The sequence below is a fragment of the Anaerosalibacter sp. Marseille-P3206 genome (assembly GCF_900155565.1).
GTDB lineage: Bacteria > Bacillota > Clostridia > Tissierellales > Sporanaerobacteraceae > FUHM01.
Genome location: NZ_FUHM01000001.1, coordinates 50,512 through 67,544, shown reverse-complemented (window position 1 = coordinate 67,544; position 17,033 = coordinate 50,512). Strand labels below are relative to the sequence as shown.

Genomic DNA, 17,033 nt, shown 5'->3' with positions numbered 1-17,033 from the left:
CCTATATTCTTATTCTCTTTTTTTCACCCATGCCAAAGCATGTGTTTATATGTATTAGTTTATCTTTTGCTTTTAAATACCCTTCATATCTTCCAAAAGGTGCTTCATAATCTGAAGCCACAACTAAACAATTAAATTTGATCTTTGTCTTTTTAGCAATATGAAAAGTAAGATTAACCATATCATGTTTATCTTTGATTTTCCATATTTCTTTAGAATTATTTTCTCTTTGTACCTTTATTGGTGGCAATACATTCATCTTGCCATTATACCATATACAATTTTCATTGTATTTTTCATGATCTAAAACTTGGTTATCAGTTAAATTAAATGCAAAATCATTACCTGATTCATCTTTTCCCCAACCTGTTACCCAATCATACTTCATATTATAAGGATAATATCCCTTATGATCATCAATAATCATATGAGATGAGCTTTTATCAAAATCTATTCTTTCATCTCCTATAAAAATATTCCCTTCAGCTGGCATAAAATTCTTATGAGAATAAAGCCCTCTATTTTCTCCAAAAGGTTGACATATTACAATTGGTTCAGTAATATGATAAGCCTTTAATTCTAGCTTTATCTCAGGTAATTTACCTTTATGTTTCATATGGGCATTAATTCTAATAACTCCATCTTTCAATTTGTTTATATATTGTATATAAATATTTTTAGATTCTCCCTTTGTCTCACTATCTAACAGGCCCTTACCGACAGCAGCCTTTGAAGGATTTACGATTTCACTATATTCATATAGTTTATCATATCTTTTATCATATACTATTAAATATAATAACACACTTACTTTAACATTATAAACAGCACCTAATATAAAAACATCTTCATTTCCAGCTTGGAAGGCTTCCCATTCTTTCAGCCTATAGTTTTCAAACCATTTAGGTGCCAAATACCCTAAAGGCCTATATGCCTCATGCATATTCACATTGGGAATAGTACTATTGAATGTACCAAAATCAAACTTTCCATCCTTCTTTACTAACTGTTTAATACTTTCCCTTACTTCCCTATAGTATGTGTTTTTTACATAAGTCTCCATTATAACCACCTTCCATGTGTGAATTTTAAAAAAACACCCAAAGAGTAGTACCCTTCAGGTGTTTCCTAGGTTTTCAGATTCGTATATTATTAAGCAATAGTTACGTTTTCTGCTTGTGGTCCTTTTTGTCCTTCAACAATGTTAAATTGAACATTTTGGCCTTCTTCTAATGTCTTGAAGCCTTCTTTGTTGATTTGTGAATAATGAACAAAAACATCTTCTCCAGTTTCTGCTGTGATGAAACCAAATCCTTTTTCTGCGTTAAACCATTTTACTGTACCGTTAGTCATTTAAGTACCTCCAAATAATAATTTATTTCTTTCAATCCTTTAAACACTTTTTCTATAAAAATTTTGGAAATCACCACAATCAGTATGTTAATACAGATGTTTTTTTAATCTCACAAATTTTTAGATACTCGTTAAAGAATCAAAGCTTACTTAAGTATAACACTTTACGATTATTATTGCAACCATTATTTTCTTATTCTTATAAAGATTTATTATTTTCTATGAGATTATAGCTTTAATTTTAAAACCACTACCTGCCTTTGTTGTATATCGAATATGACCACCTATACTATTTATCCTATCTTCGATGCCATATAGTCCATTTCCTTTAACTATTTCTTTACATCCTACTCCATTATCTTCAATGGTAAAATGTACCTGATTTGATTTAATATAAATATTTATATTAAATCTATTGGCCTTGCCATGAGTAATTCCATTAGTCAAAGCTTCTTGTACAGTTCTATATATTATATTTTTATATTCAGGCGGAAATTTTTCAACATTCTCATCAAATTGTAAATCAACACTTATTTTATCTTCATGACTAATATTTTCAATCAATTTTTCTATCGATTCTTTAAGAATAAAATGTTTTTCTTTATCTCTAAGGGCATAAACTGCCAATCTTAAACTATCCATTGAATCTTTAGCAACATTTTTAGATTTAACAATTATATCTTTTGCTTTTTTAGGATCTCTTTCAATAATATTTGCAGCTACATCTAAATTCATATTTAATGCTACTAGGCTATGGCCTAAATAATCGTGGATTTCTTGGGCTACTCTATTTCTTTCTTTTTCTACTGTAAGTTTTTCTATTTCTTCTGATTGCTCTTTAAGAGTTTTATATGACTCTTCTAGTTTATTGTTTAGTTTCTCTACCTTGGCTTTCTCTTTATATAGTACCTTGTAAGAATAGCCTACTAAAGAATAGAAAGCAATAGATGCTAACATTATCATTATATCAAATAAATTTTCTTTCCAAAAAGCAATATCTATTAATGTTTTAAAAGAAGGTACTTGTCTTAATGTAGCTACACTCATTATCATTAATACATCTATTAAAAAATATACCTTTGCAATTTTTCCACTATTATAGAGAATTATTTCATATAAAATCATAAACATATAAATATCCATATATCCATGAACAAAATAAGCAACTATACAACCAACTAATGCTGCTGCAAATAAAGATATATAATAACCTTTCTCATATTTATAAAATCCATATATTCTTAAATGGTCATTTATTGTAATTGCCAAAAATATGCTAATTAATAATATAGAATTGATATTGCAACCTCTCGATTTATGCAATATATCTATGAAAATAAAAACATACATTAATCTGCCCAAATAGAAATTGTATTTTGAATATTTGTTACTCAAGTTCATCCCTACTCTCAGTATTTAGGACAAACAAAGGTTTCCACTACTTACCTTTATTAATATTGCCCTAGTAGCCCTCTACGCTTTGCTACTTTTACACATTGATTAAAAATTATTAATCCTAATATAAAATATAAAAGTGAGTTACCTACCATTATACCATAATCTACTACTCTAAAATCCGTAAAGGAACATCCCCCCATCATAGTAGAAAAAACACCTCTTGCAGCATAATTAAAAGGTAGTAAACCCGATACAATAATACTATCTGGATATACAGCAACTAAACCTATTAAAAAATATTGTATTACATTCAATAATGATTGAACTCTTTTAAATATAAGTGCTAAACCTCCACATATTAATCCTATACCTAATATACTAAAAACACCGATGAATATGGGAATTAAAATAGAGAGAATTTTTATTTCTAACCAATGGTTAGTTGCTTGCATAATAATTAATAATAGAATAATTGAAAATACTATGTCTAACAATAAATTTGAAAAACTTCTCACAACCAATATCCGAGATAGACTCATATTGGACATGTTTAGTTGTTCTAAAGTTCCTTTACTTGCATCATTTACTATACTATAAGCAATATCAGAGTAAGCCGCCATAATAATAGTCCATAAAAAATAACCAACTATAAATCCTTCTAAATTATCTCCCATATCTACAGGTGATACTCCTAGTGAAATACCAAAACCTCTAATACCTGAAAACATTACCATAAATAATATATAGAGAATTAAGAGATTGGAGATTGTATCAAATTTATACCTAATCAATTCCTTAATAGTTTTTTCTAAAGAAACCTTAAATAGATAATACATTTTCTTCAATTACTCCGCCTCCTCATTGGTGATATTTAAAAATATTCTCTCAAAGTTGTTATCCTTCTGTTTTATTTCTTTAATATATATATCTTTTTCTTTTAATTTGTCTATGATTTCATATATTTTATCAAACTCTGAAATATCTACCTCTATTTTTGAACCATTGTTAATAAAATAAAAATCATATTTTGTTTTTGACAAATATTCTTCATCTTCTTCTGATAAGCTTTCTGTTAATACTATTTCATAAGTCATACTTTTAAACATATCCATAAGTGCTTCTACACTATCTTGGGTGGCTTTCTTTCCCTTATTTAATATAACTACATCTTCACAAATATCTTGAACTAAATTCATATTGTGTGTACTAAGTAAAATTGTTTTATCCATAGTAGAAACTATATCCATAAGCATATTTTTTATTTCTATATGACTTTGAACATCTAATCCAAGAGTTGGTTCATCTAACAATATTATTTCAGTATCACATAAAAGTGTCATTGCTATGGCAACTTTCTGTTGCATACCCCTAGATAAATTGTTAACCATTGTATCTTTTTTGTCTGATAAATTGAACCTATCCAATAACTCATCTATATCTCTTTCAATTTTTCTTCCTCCAAGACCTCTTATACCTGCGAAATAACGTAAATTTTCCCTTGGAGTCAATCTCCAGTAAAGATTCCTTGTTCCTTCAAAAAGTGCTGATATATGACCTATAGCTTTCTTGTTATCTTGACCAAATATTTTAATCTCTCCACTATCAGGAATGATTAAATTACAAATACTTTTTATTGTAGTAGTTTTTCCGGAGCCATTAGGTCCAAGGATTCCACATATCTCTCCTTTCTTTATAGAAAAAGAAATATTATCTACGGCTTTTACTTTTCCATAATATTTAGACAATTCTTTGACCTCTATTGCATTCATACTACCCCTCCTTTGCGACAGCTGGGACGGTTCTTTTTGTCGCATTTGTCTCTTTAATATTAATATATAATATTTATATCTATAATTCTTCAAACAAAAGTAACTATTTTAGTAATGTTTTATATATGACTTTAGTCATAATAAAGAGGTTTTTTCAACCCTTCTAATCTATGTCCTTAATAATTAATGCCAATTGAGTTCTATCTCTAATTTCTAGTTTATCAAGAGTTCTAGTTATGTGATTTTTTACTGTTCCTTCTGTTATATACAATGTTTCGCTTATCTCCTTGTTTGTCCTTCCCTCAGCTACAAGATAAGCAATTTCCCTTTCCCTAGGGGTTAGTTCTTTAAGAACTACATCATCACTTTTATTAACAATATTGTTTTTCATAGCACTTACAACCCTTGTGGCTACCTCTGGTTGAAGTAATACATTGCCTTCATAAACCGTTTCAATTCCTTTTACAAGTTCTTTTGAACTTACATCCTTTAAAATATATCCATCAGCACCATAATTAAGACCTTGGAAAATGTATTCATCTTCATTAAAAGTTGTTAAGATAAGTATTTTAACATTTGAATATCGTTTTTTTATAATTCTAGTTGCCTCTACGCCATCCATTACAGGCATTCTAATATCCATAAGTACAACATCTACTTCATTAACCTCGATTTTCTCTATTGCCTCTTTTCCATTATTAGCTTCAGCTACTATCTCTATGTTTTCGTACAAACTTAACATCATATTTAATCCCTCTCTTATGAGAGCTTGGTCATCTACTATCATTACCTTTATCATAATTTCTAACCTCCATAAATGTCACAGCAAAAACCGTAAGGCTGTATCACTCTTTTATTGTATTTATTCTACATTTACAAGAATAATCCTTCTATTATACTATTACTTATTTTACTTTGTGGTATAATATTATGGAGAAATTATTATGTATTGTCAAAGAAAGGATTTGTTATGAAAATAGATTTTACTTATAAAAAAAAGAAAATTGAATATGTTGCTGGGTATATATTTAAGGGAAAAAACTATAGATGTAGTTTTATTAGGTTTGATAGTCTTTATCATAACCCTGCTCCTGGTACTGAAAGAGTCGAAGTTTATAATTATGCCCCAAAGGAAAATATAAAAGCTTCAACCCTTATACTTCATGGACTAGGTAGTAGAAATATAAAGTTTTTACTATGGTTAGGCCCTCACTTAGCATCTGTTGGAGTAAACACCTCAATAATCATATTGCCTGGTAATTATACTAGAGTTGAATCAAATTCAGTTAGTGGTAGAAGTTTTCTATATCCTGATTTAGATACTATGTATCAATTTTGGGAACATGGAGTAGTTGATACATTATCTACAATAGACCTATTAGAACAAGAAAATTTGTGGAGAGAAAATAATGTTGTTATGGGATATTGTCTTGGGGGTATGATTAGTACAATAGTAGGTTGCTTAGATAAAAGAATCAATCACAAATTGTTTATGACAACTGGAGGTCATATACCACAAATACTATATGAATCGCCTACAACAGCTTTTGCAAGACGACTTATTGACAATGGATATAAAACTAGTCATTACCTTGATGATAAAAATAAACTCTATAATATCTACAAAGAACAATTTCCAAAAGTTAAAGAGATGAGCTTGGCAGAAATAATTAATGACAATAAAATTCATCCATTATTTAAAATAGACCCTATATCCTATGCCCATTTACTAGATATGAAAACTGTAACTTTTGTAGATGCATTGTTTGACTCTACTCTTTCTATACCTTCTAGAAAAATTCTCTATAGGGAAATGGAAGGGGCAAAGAGAAGAATATGGCCTATTAGTCATGTAAGTTGGCTACCTTTTGAATATATTATTGCAAAATATATATTGCATAAATTAGATATCAATGACAAAGAAGCAAGAAAAGCTTTGCTTAAATCAGAAAAAATGGAAAATCCACTTAAAGACATGATCATAGGCAAATAACTATTTAGGAGAATATATATGGATAAAATAAAGAAAAACTTAAAGAAATCATATTTTGTTGTTAATAAAATATACTTATTTTTGATATTTATTTCCCTATCACTAATTGATTTTACTTTAGGTTTTTATTACTTTGTCTTATCCTTGATTATTTATATTTTTAAAATAATGACTTCTCGTTTGCCATTAGAACCAAATAAAAAGTATAATTATGAAACATATACCTATAAAGAGTCAGATAAAAGATCGCTAAAAATTGATATTTGGTACCCATTAGAAAAACAAAATATAAACTATCCTTTAGTCTTTTTTGCCCATGGTGGCGGATGGATTTCTGGATTTAGAAACCAAGCAAACAATGTATCTTGGTGTAAATACTTAGCTTCAAAAGGATTTTGTGTTTCTAGTATAGATTATAGATATGGTTTTAAAAACAATATGGAAGATATATTATCCGATTATACTGATGCACTTAATTTTATAAAGGAAAATAGTGAAAAACTAAATATAGATAAAAACAATATTGTTTTGATGGGATTATCTGCAGGTGGTCACCTTGCTCTTTTATATTCTACTCACAATACTTTTATAGAAAACAATGAAAATATGGAAGGAATTAAAGGAGTTATTGCCTATTATTCTCCATCAGATTTAAATGACATATTTATTACAGATAATAAATCTATATTTGCTAGATTTGCCACTAAAAAAACTTTAAATGGAGATCCTTTGGATAAAAAGGATATATACGACTATTATTCTCCCATAAACTGGGTAAGTGAAAAAATGGTACCTTGCCTAGTGGCTCATGGGAAACTCGATACAACAGTACCATTTAAATCATCGGTAAATCTAATCAGAAAACTAAAACATTATAATATAAAATGTGACTTTTTAGTCCATAAAAAAGGTAAACACTCCTTTGACACTCAGCTTAATGACTTAACTACTGTAAATATTATAGAAAAAACAGCTAGATTTGCAAAGAAAATGACTAAGTAATTACTTAGTCATTTTATATTATTCTATCTCTGATACCATATTCTTTAAAAATTCTTCTTCCCATGTGTAGATATACTTTCCTGTAGCCCATTCATTCATAACTACCTTTTCGCCTAGGTGTAATTCTATTTTTCTTATAGGTTCTTGGGATAGTTCCCCATTTTCAATAGTATATATCAACATACTATTATTAGTCATAACAATTGCAATGTCTTCATTTGGAGATGTAAACACATCTACAGCTTGTGGTGCCCTTAACTTTACTGCATTCCAAGACACTGCCAATTCGTCATAATTAACCAATTCCTTTGGTGGAATGGTCTTTACACTAAAGTCCATATAAGAATTTCCACTCTCATGAGAAACATTGATCCTACCCTTAAATGTCCAATGTCCATTTCTTCTAACTAATCCAAAACTTTCTTCATCAGGCTTTATATCTACGTAATTGTTTTTTAGTTTGTAATCTGATGATAAATATTTGCTTGCCCCTTCATAAAAAGCAATTTTCCCGCTTTCTCCTGTTATATCTGATATCTTTATAGGACTTCCATTTCTTATATTATCTACAGGAAGAACCTTTAATGTGCTTTTGCTTTTTCCATTTTGATCTACAGTCTCAATGGATATATAGTCATTTCCTATATAGTTAATAGATTCAACTATACTTCCGGTTAATTTCAATGGTGCTATATCAGATTCCAATAGATTTGAATCTTTGTTTATTGGATAAGCATATATTAAATCCTTAATACTATCATCAAATTCTATACTGTCTATCCCGACCTTCCAAAAACCAGTTTTTCTTGGAACAAATAAGTCTTCAGTATCATATATTTTATCTATAACTTTATTCTTGCTACATATCCAAATAGTTCTATATTTATATTTTTGCAAGTCACCTTCAAATTCATTTTCATCAGAATACTTTAATCCAATAAGAATACCTGATCTCAATATTTCATCATCTTCTACATTTGAGCCTTTTGTTAAATTAACACCATTATCTAGATATTTCTCTAAGCTCCCCTCTTCTATATCATCAGATATTTTATTCATATAAAAAAATACTCCATCAATGCTAACTATCATTTTGTCATCTGTTTCTTTGATGAATTCATAATAACACTGTCCCTCACCTGTCATAGATATTATTTGAATTTTATTTTTCTTTATATTTAAAAAATCAGGATTAACTTTATATTGATATAGTAAATAATCTAATGTATTTACACTCTTTATCTTATATGATGGATTTAGAAACAAGTCATTACCAATAACTACAATCTTTTCATGAAACAATGCTTCACTACCCATAATCTCTTTTGCTTCTTCATCAGTTATTCCATTTGAACTAGCTCTTTTATATTTTTCAACTCTCCATTTACCAGATATAGGTGGCAAACTGTTATTAGGAGCAATTATTTTTTCACTAGTTTCGAAATTGGTGAATTCACAAGCTGTAATAGACAATAACAAAATTATAGAAATAAATACCATTATTATCTTTTTCATTGTCCTAATTCCTCCTTGACAGGAAAGTAAACGCAAACTTTTGTACCTATATTTTCTTCACTTTGTATCTCCATATATCCACCATGTAATTTCACTATTTCATCACAAATAGATAATCCCAACCCAGCATTGGACTTGGCATTTCCACCCTTAAAAAACTTCTCCTTTACATATGGAAGTTCTTCTTTAGAAATCCCACAGCCATTATCTTCTACACATATTAGTATATTATTATCCTTTAGTTCTCCTGAAAAAACTACATATCCACGGTCCGAGGTGAATTTCAATGCATTATCAATTAAATTAATAAATACTTGCTTAATTCTGTTCTCATCTCCAAAAATCATTGGCAATTTATCTTTTATCTCAAGTGTTAATTCTATATTTCTTAGATTTGATTTAGGTTTAAGCTGAGTAGCTATCTGATTCATTATAGAATCTATGTTTACTTCCTCCTTATTTAGTGTTATTCTACCTGATACAAATCTAGAAAAGTCCAATAGTTCCTCCACCATTGAAGTTAATCTATCACTTTCCCTTTCAATTATGTCTAAACCATCTTTAATTATTTCATTTTCATGTAAATCTTCAGCCTTTAAGGTTATAGCCCACCCCTTAATAGATGTCAATGGAGTTCTTAATTCATGAGAAATAGATGAAATAAAATCATTTTTTAACTGTTCTTTCTTTATTAGTTCTTCTGCCATATAGTTTAAAGTATCTGATAATTTTCCGATTTCATCATCAAATTTTTTCTGACTTCGTACTTTCAACTGTCCATCTGCCATCTTTTCTGCAATTAAAGTTACTTCTTTTAACGGTTTAACAATACTATTTGCAAGAAAAAAGCTTACTACGATAGAAATAAATACTACAATTGCACCAATCCAAATGAATATTATAGCCATACTCTTTATAGTTCTATTTGTTTCCCTAAGAGAAGTAATAAATCGAATAATTCCAATTATCTTTCCGTCAGAAGTAAGTGGATAGGATACAGCCATTACTGGAGCATCATCATATTCTACATTTCCAATCCAAGTACCTTTTTCTCCATTTAATGATTTTTTCACATCATCCGTCTGAACTACATTTGGATAGGAAACTCCTATTGAATCCATTAGTACATTTCCTTTTAAATCGAGTATTTGAACTTCTGCATCTGTCTGTTGCCAAAAAACATCTACATCATCAATAATCAAATCCTCAATAGATGAAGAAGAAAAATATCTTGAATAAAATTCAGCAGAAAATATTATTTGATTCGACAGTATCTCCTCAACACTTTCATGAAAATAATGAGTTACTGCATTTATCAAAAATATTTCTAGTACAATAACAGTTATAAATATAACTAACATAAAATTGCCTACAAGCCTAGTTCTAATACTCTTTTTCATAGTTTTCTCTATTCTTCCTCTCTGTTTTCCCATCTGTAACCAACACCCCATACCGTGCCGATATATTTAGGGTTACTTGGATCCTCCTCTATTTTTGCTCTCAATCTTCTCACATTTACATCTACTATCTTCGAATCTCCAAAAAAATCTACTCCCCATACCCAATTAAGAATTTCATCACGTTTAAAAGCCTTTCCCGGATTTTCCATGAATATTTTCATAATTGAATACTCTGTTGGGGTTAATTCTATCTCTTCATCATTTTTATAAAACTTTCTAGAATAAGTATCTATTTTAAAAGGTTCATCCAATAACAAATCTTCTTCCACAGTATTTACCATTTCCAATCTTCTTACAAGGGATTTAATTCGTAATACTAATTCCATTGGATTAAATGGTTTTACCATATAATCATCAGTACCATATTCAAGTCCCGTTATTTTATCTATATCTTGACTTTTAGCTGTCAACATGATTATTCCAATAGTAGGAAATTCTTTCCTAAGTATCTTACAAACTTCGTATCCATCTATGCCAGGTAGCATTATATCTAATACCACTATGTCAATTTCACCCAATCTAGCTTTTTCTAAGCCCTCTTCTCCAGTAGCCGCTTCTACTACATCAAATCCTTCTCTCTCTAAGTTGATTTTGATGAATTTCCTTATAGAATCCTCATCTTCAACAACTAATATTGAATATATCTTATTGTTCATAATCACACCACCTTCCACCAATATTATACCATTAATTAGACAATTAAAAGTTGCAAAATAATTACAAAAAAATAAGGAGACAGAAAACTGTCCCCCACCTCTCTGCTATTTAGTTGTTAAATAGATAATTAAAAATCATATTTACGCCATCTTCTCTTTTTAGTTCAGCCTTAGGGTTTAAGTAACCATTGTTTCCCTCTACTATTTTAAGTCCATAGGCAATAGACACATATCCCTTAAGCTCAGGATTGATATCTTTTGTATCTTTAAATAGCTCTTTATATATTTCATTTAAATCAGCAACTTTATCATATTTTAATGCTCTTATTATATATTTGATTGCTTCTTCTTTAGTGATTATTTTTTCTGGAGCCTTTTCATCTTCTTTTACAATTCCCATATTGATTAAATAATTGTATATAGTATCTTTTGAATCATCTAATTCAAAATAAGAACCATTTGCTTTAGCTAATAAATATAAGAAATCACTTTGAACCATCTTATCACTTGGCTTAAATTCATCTCCAGGTAATGCTATACCATATTGAGCTAAAATATTTATTTTTTCCTTTGCATAACTTTTATCAATATCACTATAGCTAACTAATGTAGGTTCCTTAAAAGGCTTCCCTTGATAATCTAATATTGTAGCAGTGTTAGCATCAATATTTGCTGGTTTTTCATTCTTAAGGCCATATACTAATATAGCTTCTTTCTTTTCTGTTGAATAATTACCATCATATCTATCAGGATTAATATATTTAAGTTCCATTCCAATTTCATTAAACAATATATCATAAGCTTTATCAATTGCTATTACCTTCTCTTGAGATGGTAATTTGTCTTTACCCCAACTAATTCTGTATTCGTTTATACTTCCATCTCTTGTATCAACTGAAACCTCTATACAATCATTTACAACATATGCATCCTTTTCTTTTCTTACAAATTCAAATCTATATTCTGTTTGCTCTTCTTCTACTGGTATATAATAATTATAGTTCTTTTTATACTCAATAAGATTAACTTTATCAGGATTCATCTTTGTGATGTATTCCTTTGCAATCTTTAGAGCTTCAGCTTCTTTGTATTGTACTTTTTTACTTGGATCTACATAACCAAATTTATCAAACTGTACAAGTTCCTTAGTCTTTGCATCTATACCAATACTTGCATAGAAATCTTTTGAATCTACTTTTTTAATGAAACTTATATTCCATGTATAATCATTTTTATTTCTCCAATTCTTATGCAAACTAATATACTCAATTTTATATTCTGAATCTATTTTTAGTAATTCTCTACCAACTTTTTCAGCTTCTTCTTTTGAAATAAGGCCTGAAATACTATCTACCGCTTCTTGTTCATCTGGATTTAATTCTGCTTCTTCTACGCCTTTCGCACCTTCAGCTTTGTCATAAGCTCTATAATAATTAGAATAGAAAGTAACCTCTCCATTTTTTGCATTGATACCTAAATTAGTATCCAATGGTCCATAGGCCAAATATTTATTCTCTTTTTGACCATCTAAATCAAAATTATAACTAGACTTAATTAAAAGCTTTAAACCGATTTTTTCCTTATATAATTCTTTTGCCTTTTCTGCAGAAATCATATCTTTTGCATCTGGAAATGCTATATTCATATCCCAATTTGTATAATAATTTTTTACTTCTCCTGTAGTATTGTCTACAGATATGTCAATAGAATTTTCATTAAAAGGAATACCATTAACAGTTCTTACAAAATAATAATAATAACTATCCGAATTTGGATTTAAAATTTCATCATTATCTACATATTTAATATTACTTGCAAATTCAGGATTAACCTTTTTTATAAAGTCTTTTGCTATTTTAAGTCCTTCTTCTTTACTTACCTTTGGAAGTTTTGGCTTATTATCTCCAAAATAAGGTTTCCACTTCCCATAGCTTAAAACTGTTCCATCTACTGTAATAGAAACATCAATATTACCTAATTTCCCCTTGCTGTCTGACCAGTTTAAATAAAATACTGTATTTTCATCATAAGAATTGATATTATGTTCAAACTTGTCATATTCACTGCCAATATTAAATAGCTTTTTACTTTTGACAATAGCTTCTTTTAATTGTTTATCAAAATTTTGTTGTGCAAATGAACTAAATGGAATGAAAGTTAAAATCATTGTCAATACCAATAAAATAGATATTTTCCTTTTCATTTAAATCCCCCTCTTATATTTCTCTTTTAGAAAAATCATCCTACAACTATATTATACTACCAAGTTAGGAAATATAAGTTACAAATAAGTTACGATTGAAGTATTTTTCTACTTAAGAACTCGTCTACTTTCTCTTTATCTTCTTTATAAACCTTTAGTATCAATGGATTAGTATCCTCATTAGTTATGGCCTTTCCTACTTTACTTTTATATACACCTAAATTTAATTTACAATACTTGACTACAATATCTCCATTCTTCTTCTTTGTTTCTTTTTCCCATTTATAATCTTTTATCTCTTCCCAAAACAAAGTAGATCCATCATAATAAATCCCCTCTTCCCATATCTCATCCCTAGTTAACCATGTATAAATATAATAAATTCCAATTATGATAAGCAATAATCCGGTATAGAAATTCTTACTTTTCCCTGCTAATCTAAATGTCTGAATAGCTAATACATCTTCGCCATCATTTAATAATCTATTTGCAATTGCATCTAATATTTTAGGATCTAATAGATTATAAATACTATCAACATATTTTGGTGACAAACTTGTATACAATTCCTTCATATCTCTCACAAAGAAATTAATACTAAAATAGGCAATTAAAAAATAGCTTATAAACATTGAAAAGTACTTTCCAAAGTTAATAGGTAAATATGCTATAACATAATCTCTTCTTTCTCTCCTTTTTACATCTTTAACAATAATAATTGTAAATACAATCAGTGCCATAATTCCAATAATAATTAAGTACATATTATATTTCATAATATCACCTACCATTTAATATTATTATTAATATTCTATAAATATCATATAAAACCTCTTTTTATATTTAAATTTGGATTCTTATCTCCTATGTTATAAAATGAGTCAAAAAAAATAAGCCCTAAAGGCTTATTTCATACTAATACCAAGGTTCATATCCATACCCTGGCCCATAACCGTACCCTGGTCCATAGTTATTGTAGGGACTCCTCCTTCTAAGCAATTCTGATATAAGTATTATTGATATTATGTCTCTTAAAAGCCTTCCTCTACCATAGAAAGGTCTTTGCATAGCCCTAAATCTTGGCATTCTCTGTCTTCTTTCCATAGGATCTTCACCTATTTCTGGACACTCTTCTAACATCTGTTCATACACTTCATTTACCATATTGTCCACTTTGTCTTGTGAGATAATTTCATCCATTTGAGTAAAACCAACATTTTTGTTTACCACATCTACTACTTTAGGATATATCCGATAGTACAGCTCTGGATATGGAATATTATAATTATTATCCATTACATAACCTCCCCATTTATATTACAATATTATGATATGAATGGGGAGGTACTTTTGAAACTTGTCTACTACTACAAAGCTTTAAATTGTGATTCATAGAGTTCAGCATATATGCCATTTAATTCAAGAAGTTCTTCATGTCTACCTCTTTCTTCAATACCTTCACTGCTTAATACAACAATCTCATCTGCATTTTTTATAGTTGATAATCTATGGGCTATAACCAATGTTGTTCTACCATGAGATAGTTCTTCTAATGATTTCTGTATAGCTATTTCTGTTTGATTGTCTAAGGCAGATGTAGCTTCATCTAATACTAATATAGGAGGATTTTTTAAAAATACTCTTGCTATAGATATCCTCTGTTTTTGTCCTCCAGATAACATAACTCCTTTTTCTCCAATATAGGTATCATATCCATTTGGTAAAGTTTCAATAAAATCATGGATACTAGCTCTTTTAGCTGCATCAATTATATCTTCATCAGTTGCATTTGGATTTCCATATAGTATATTGTCTTTTATTGTTCCTGTAAACAAAAATACATCTTGCTGAACTAAACCAATATTTTTTCTTAGAGATTTAAGCTTTATGTCCTTTATATCTATTCCATCAATACTTATTTTCCCTTCATCTATTTCATAAAATCTTGGAATTAAGTGACATAATGTGGTTTTTCCAGCTCCAGATGGGCCAACTATTGCCACCGTCTTTCCTGCATCAATATTTAAATTTACTCCTGAGAGAACTGTTTCCTTGCCATTATTATAACTAAATGAAACATTTTCAAAATCAATTTCTCCCTTAACATCTTCTAATGCAACTGAATTCTTGCTATCAACAATATCAGGTTCAATATTCATTATTTCCATAAATCTTTCAAAACCTGTCATTCCATCTTGATATTGCTGGGCAAACTCAGTAAGTCTTCTTATTGGTTGTAAGAAATGATTTACAAACAATATATAAGCTGCCAAGTCACCATATTTTATAATTCCTTTATAGACAAATAAGCCACCAACACTTAGTACGATTAGATTTAATATATTTGACATAAAGTTAATACCAGACATAAACTCTGCCATTACCTTATATGAAGCTTCCCTAGCTTCCATAAACGCTTCATTTCCTTCAGCAAACTTATCTATTTCATAATCTTCATTTGTAAAAGATTTAGCTACTCTTATTCCTGAAATACTATTCTCTAGTTGTGAGTTTACATTGGCTATTTTCTTTCTAACTTGCCTAAATGACTCTGACATTTTGTTTCTCTTAGAAATTGCAAACCATATCATTATTGGAACAAAAGCAAATATTATTAAAGTCAATCTCCACTCAATTCTTACAAGAATGATAAAAGTACCTATCAACATAACAAGAGATATAAATAAATCCTCAGGGCCATGATGAGCAAGTTCTGTTATTTCTCTTAAATCATTAACTATCCTAGACATGATATGCCCAGTTTTATTTTTGTCAAAATAAGTAAAGGACAATGTCTGAAGGTGTTCAAATATATCTCTTCTCATATCGTGCTCAATCCTAACGCCTACAACATGCCCCCAATAGTTTACAATATACTGTGCAATATATCTTAGTATAAAAAGTAATGCTAAATAAATTGTCCATCTAATCATTAAAGATACATTTCCATTTGGAATATAGTCATTAATAAAATTTTTAGTAACCACTGGAAATACTAAATCTAATATAGCTATAAAAAATGCACATACCATATCAAGAATAAATAATTTCTTATGTGGTTTGTAATATGAAACAAACTTTTTAATCATTTATTATTCCTCCTCTTCTAGATGTAAATATAAATTTTCTAATTGTCTAATAAGTTCATCAACATCTTCTTCCTTCATGTTTGCAATAGCATTTAAAACAAAAACACTACTCCTTTCTTTCCTAATAGTTTCTACTAACTCTTTACCTTCTTTAGTAATATTAACTCTTGTAATTCTTCTGTCTTCTAAATCATTAATTCTTTCAACTAATTTTTTTTCTTCAAGTCTAGATATTCTCTCTGACATGGTGTTTTGTGCTTTACAAAATTTATCAGCAATTTCACCAATAGTTGGTGTTAATTGAGAATGGTTAAGTACAACCAATATATGATACTGATCTATTGTTAAATTATGCTCTTGTGCTATTTCATGTCCTTTTCTATGAATTATTTTTTCACATTCTCTAATGTACTCATAAATCTTCTCCGCTTTTTCAATTTTTTTCATACTTTTCACTCCAAATTATAGTATCGTTATACGATATATTAGACTCACGAATATTATACATTCTTTTTGTTGAAAATTCAACTAAAATATACTAGAATTAGATGTGATGTCTTAAAGAGCAATCTGGTAATATGTCAAGAACAAATTT

General features: G+C 28.9%; 16 protein-coding genes. 2 read left to right on the top strand and 14 right to left on the bottom strand.

Going from position 1 to position 17,033, the window contains the following annotated elements; translation table 11 throughout:
• Position 1: 1 nt before the first annotated feature.
• The 6 genes from BQ9840_RS00415 to BQ9840_RS00390 form a co-directional block, all read right to left on the bottom strand.
• On the bottom strand, positions 2 to 1,063 hold the full coding sequence (locus BQ9840_RS00415; protein WP_077366982.1) for a DUF2804 family protein: 1,062 nt from the start codon (positions 1,061 to 1,063) through the stop codon (positions 2 to 4).
• An 89-nt stretch (positions 1,064 to 1,152) separates the two neighbouring features.
• A complete protein-coding gene (locus tag BQ9840_RS00410; protein ID WP_077366980.1) occupies positions 1,153 to 1,353 on the bottom strand; it encodes a cold-shock protein in 201 nt (66 codons plus the stop codon).
• Between the two features lie 219 nt (positions 1,354 to 1,572).
• A complete protein-coding gene (locus tag BQ9840_RS00405) occupies positions 1,573 to 2,622 on the bottom strand; it encodes a sensor histidine kinase (RefSeq protein WP_159436047.1) in 1,050 nt (349 codons plus the stop codon).
• 182 nt (positions 2,623 to 2,804) lie between these two features.
• The gene (locus tag BQ9840_RS00400) at positions 2,805 to 3,596 is read right to left on the bottom strand and encodes a hypothetical protein (protein ID WP_077366976.1); all 792 of its coding nucleotides are present in this window, start codon (positions 3,594 to 3,596) and stop codon (positions 2,805 to 2,807) included.
• Complete coding sequence (locus BQ9840_RS00395) at positions 3,597 to 4,520, bottom strand: ABC transporter ATP-binding protein (RefSeq protein ID WP_077366974.1); 924 nt, start codon at positions 4,518 to 4,520, stop codon at positions 3,597 to 3,599.
• A 163-nt stretch (positions 4,521 to 4,683) separates the two neighbouring features.
• Complete coding sequence (locus BQ9840_RS00390) at positions 4,684 to 5,319, bottom strand: response regulator transcription factor (RefSeq protein WP_077366972.1); 636 nt, start codon at positions 5,317 to 5,319, stop codon at positions 4,684 to 4,686.
• Positions 5,320 to 5,469: 150 nt separating this feature from the next.
• Here BQ9840_RS00390 and BQ9840_RS00385 point away from each other — a divergent pair, with 150 nt between their 5' ends.
• The gene (locus tag BQ9840_RS00385; protein WP_234978585.1) at positions 5,470 to 6,513 is read left to right on the top strand and encodes an alpha/beta hydrolase; all 1,044 of its coding nucleotides are present in this window, start codon (positions 5,470 to 5,472) and stop codon (positions 6,511 to 6,513) included.
• Between the two features lie 18 nt (positions 6,514 to 6,531).
• Positions 6,532 to 7,515, top strand: a complete 984-nt coding sequence (locus tag BQ9840_RS00380) for an alpha/beta hydrolase (RefSeq protein ID WP_200804832.1) — start codon at positions 6,532 to 6,534, stop codon at positions 7,513 to 7,515.
• An 18-nt stretch (positions 7,516 to 7,533) separates the two neighbouring features.
• Here the strand turns inward: BQ9840_RS00380 and BQ9840_RS00375 are convergent, their stop codons facing one another.
• The 8 genes from BQ9840_RS00375 to BQ9840_RS00340 form a co-directional block, all read right to left on the bottom strand.
• Entirely contained in the window at positions 7,534 to 9,030 is a 1,497-nt protein-coding gene (locus BQ9840_RS00375; RefSeq protein WP_077366970.1) for a hypothetical protein, read from the bottom strand.
• Positions 9,027 to 10,463, bottom strand: a complete 1,437-nt coding sequence (locus BQ9840_RS00370; RefSeq protein ID WP_234978584.1) for a sensor histidine kinase — start codon at positions 10,461 to 10,463, stop codon at positions 9,027 to 9,029. The genes BQ9840_RS00375 and BQ9840_RS00370 overlap by 4 nt, the downstream gene beginning before the upstream one ends.
• Positions 10,439 to 11,146: a response regulator transcription factor gene (locus BQ9840_RS00365; protein ID WP_077366968.1), complete on the bottom strand. Its 708-nt coding sequence runs from the start codon at positions 11,144 to 11,146 to the stop codon at positions 10,439 to 10,441. Before BQ9840_RS00365 ends, BQ9840_RS00370 begins: the two co-directional genes overlap by 25 nt.
• Positions 11,147 to 11,255: 109 nt before the next feature.
• Entirely contained in the window at positions 11,256 to 13,349 is a 2,094-nt protein-coding gene (locus BQ9840_RS00360; RefSeq protein ID WP_077366966.1) for a YcdB/YcdC domain-containing protein, read from the bottom strand.
• Between the two features lie 89 nt (positions 13,350 to 13,438).
• Positions 13,439 to 14,125, bottom strand: a complete 687-nt coding sequence (locus tag BQ9840_RS00355; RefSeq protein ID WP_077366963.1) for a hypothetical protein — start codon at positions 14,123 to 14,125, stop codon at positions 13,439 to 13,441.
• A 139-nt stretch (positions 14,126 to 14,264) separates the two neighbouring features.
• A complete protein-coding gene (locus tag BQ9840_RS00350; RefSeq protein ID WP_077366961.1) occupies positions 14,265 to 14,645 on the bottom strand; it encodes a hypothetical protein in 381 nt (126 codons plus the stop codon).
• A gap of 71 nt (positions 14,646 to 14,716) precedes the next feature.
• Positions 14,717 to 16,438, bottom strand: a complete 1,722-nt coding sequence (locus BQ9840_RS00345) for an ABC transporter ATP-binding protein (RefSeq protein WP_077366959.1) — start codon at positions 16,436 to 16,438, stop codon at positions 14,717 to 14,719.
• Between the two features lie 3 nt (positions 16,439 to 16,441).
• Positions 16,442 to 16,885, bottom strand: a complete 444-nt coding sequence (locus BQ9840_RS00340; RefSeq protein ID WP_077366957.1) for a MarR family winged helix-turn-helix transcriptional regulator — start codon at positions 16,883 to 16,885, stop codon at positions 16,442 to 16,444.
• Positions 16,886 to 17,033 lie beyond the last annotated feature (148 nt).

Coding starts and splice junctions, on each gene's coding strand:
- BQ9840_RS00395 (WP_077366974.1), bottom strand. CDS start 4,520: ATGAATGCAATAGAGGTCAAAGAATTGTCTAAATATTATGGAAAAGTA.
- BQ9840_RS00340 (WP_077366957.1), bottom strand. CDS start 16,885: ATGAAAAAAATTGAAAAAGCGGAGAAGATTTATGAGTACATTAGAGAA.
- BQ9840_RS00390 (WP_077366972.1), bottom strand. CDS start 5,319: ATGATAAAGGTAATGATAGTAGATGACCAAGCTCTCATAAGAGAGGGA.
- BQ9840_RS00370 (WP_234978584.1), bottom strand. CDS start 10,463: ATGGGAAAACAGAGAGGAAGAATAGAGAAAACTATGAAAAAGAGTATT.
- BQ9840_RS00345 (WP_077366959.1), bottom strand. CDS start 16,438: ATGATTAAAAAGTTTGTTTCATATTACAAACCACATAAGAAATTATTT.
- BQ9840_RS00410 (WP_077366980.1), bottom strand. CDS start 1,353: ATGACTAACGGTACAGTAAAATGGTTTAACGCAGAAAAAGGATTTGGT.
- BQ9840_RS00380 (WP_200804832.1), top strand. CDS start 6,532: ATGGATAAAATAAAGAAAAACTTAAAGAAATCATATTTTGTTGTTAAT.
- BQ9840_RS00415 (WP_077366982.1), bottom strand. CDS start 1,063: ATGGAGACTTATGTAAAAAACACATACTATAGGGAAGTAAGGGAAAGT.
- BQ9840_RS00365 (WP_077366968.1), bottom strand. CDS start 11,146: ATGAACAATAAGATATATTCAATATTAGTTGTTGAAGATGAGGATTCT.
- BQ9840_RS00375 (WP_077366970.1), bottom strand. CDS start 9,030: ATGAAAAAGATAATAATGGTATTTATTTCTATAATTTTGTTATTGTCT.
- BQ9840_RS00360 (WP_077366966.1), bottom strand. CDS start 13,349: ATGAAAAGGAAAATATCTATTTTATTGGTATTGACAATGATTTTAACT.
- BQ9840_RS00355 (WP_077366963.1), bottom strand. CDS start 14,125: ATGAAATATAATATGTACTTAATTATTATTGGAATTATGGCACTGATT.
- BQ9840_RS00350 (WP_077366961.1), bottom strand. CDS start 14,645: ATGGATAATAATTATAATATTCCATATCCAGAGCTGTACTATCGGATA.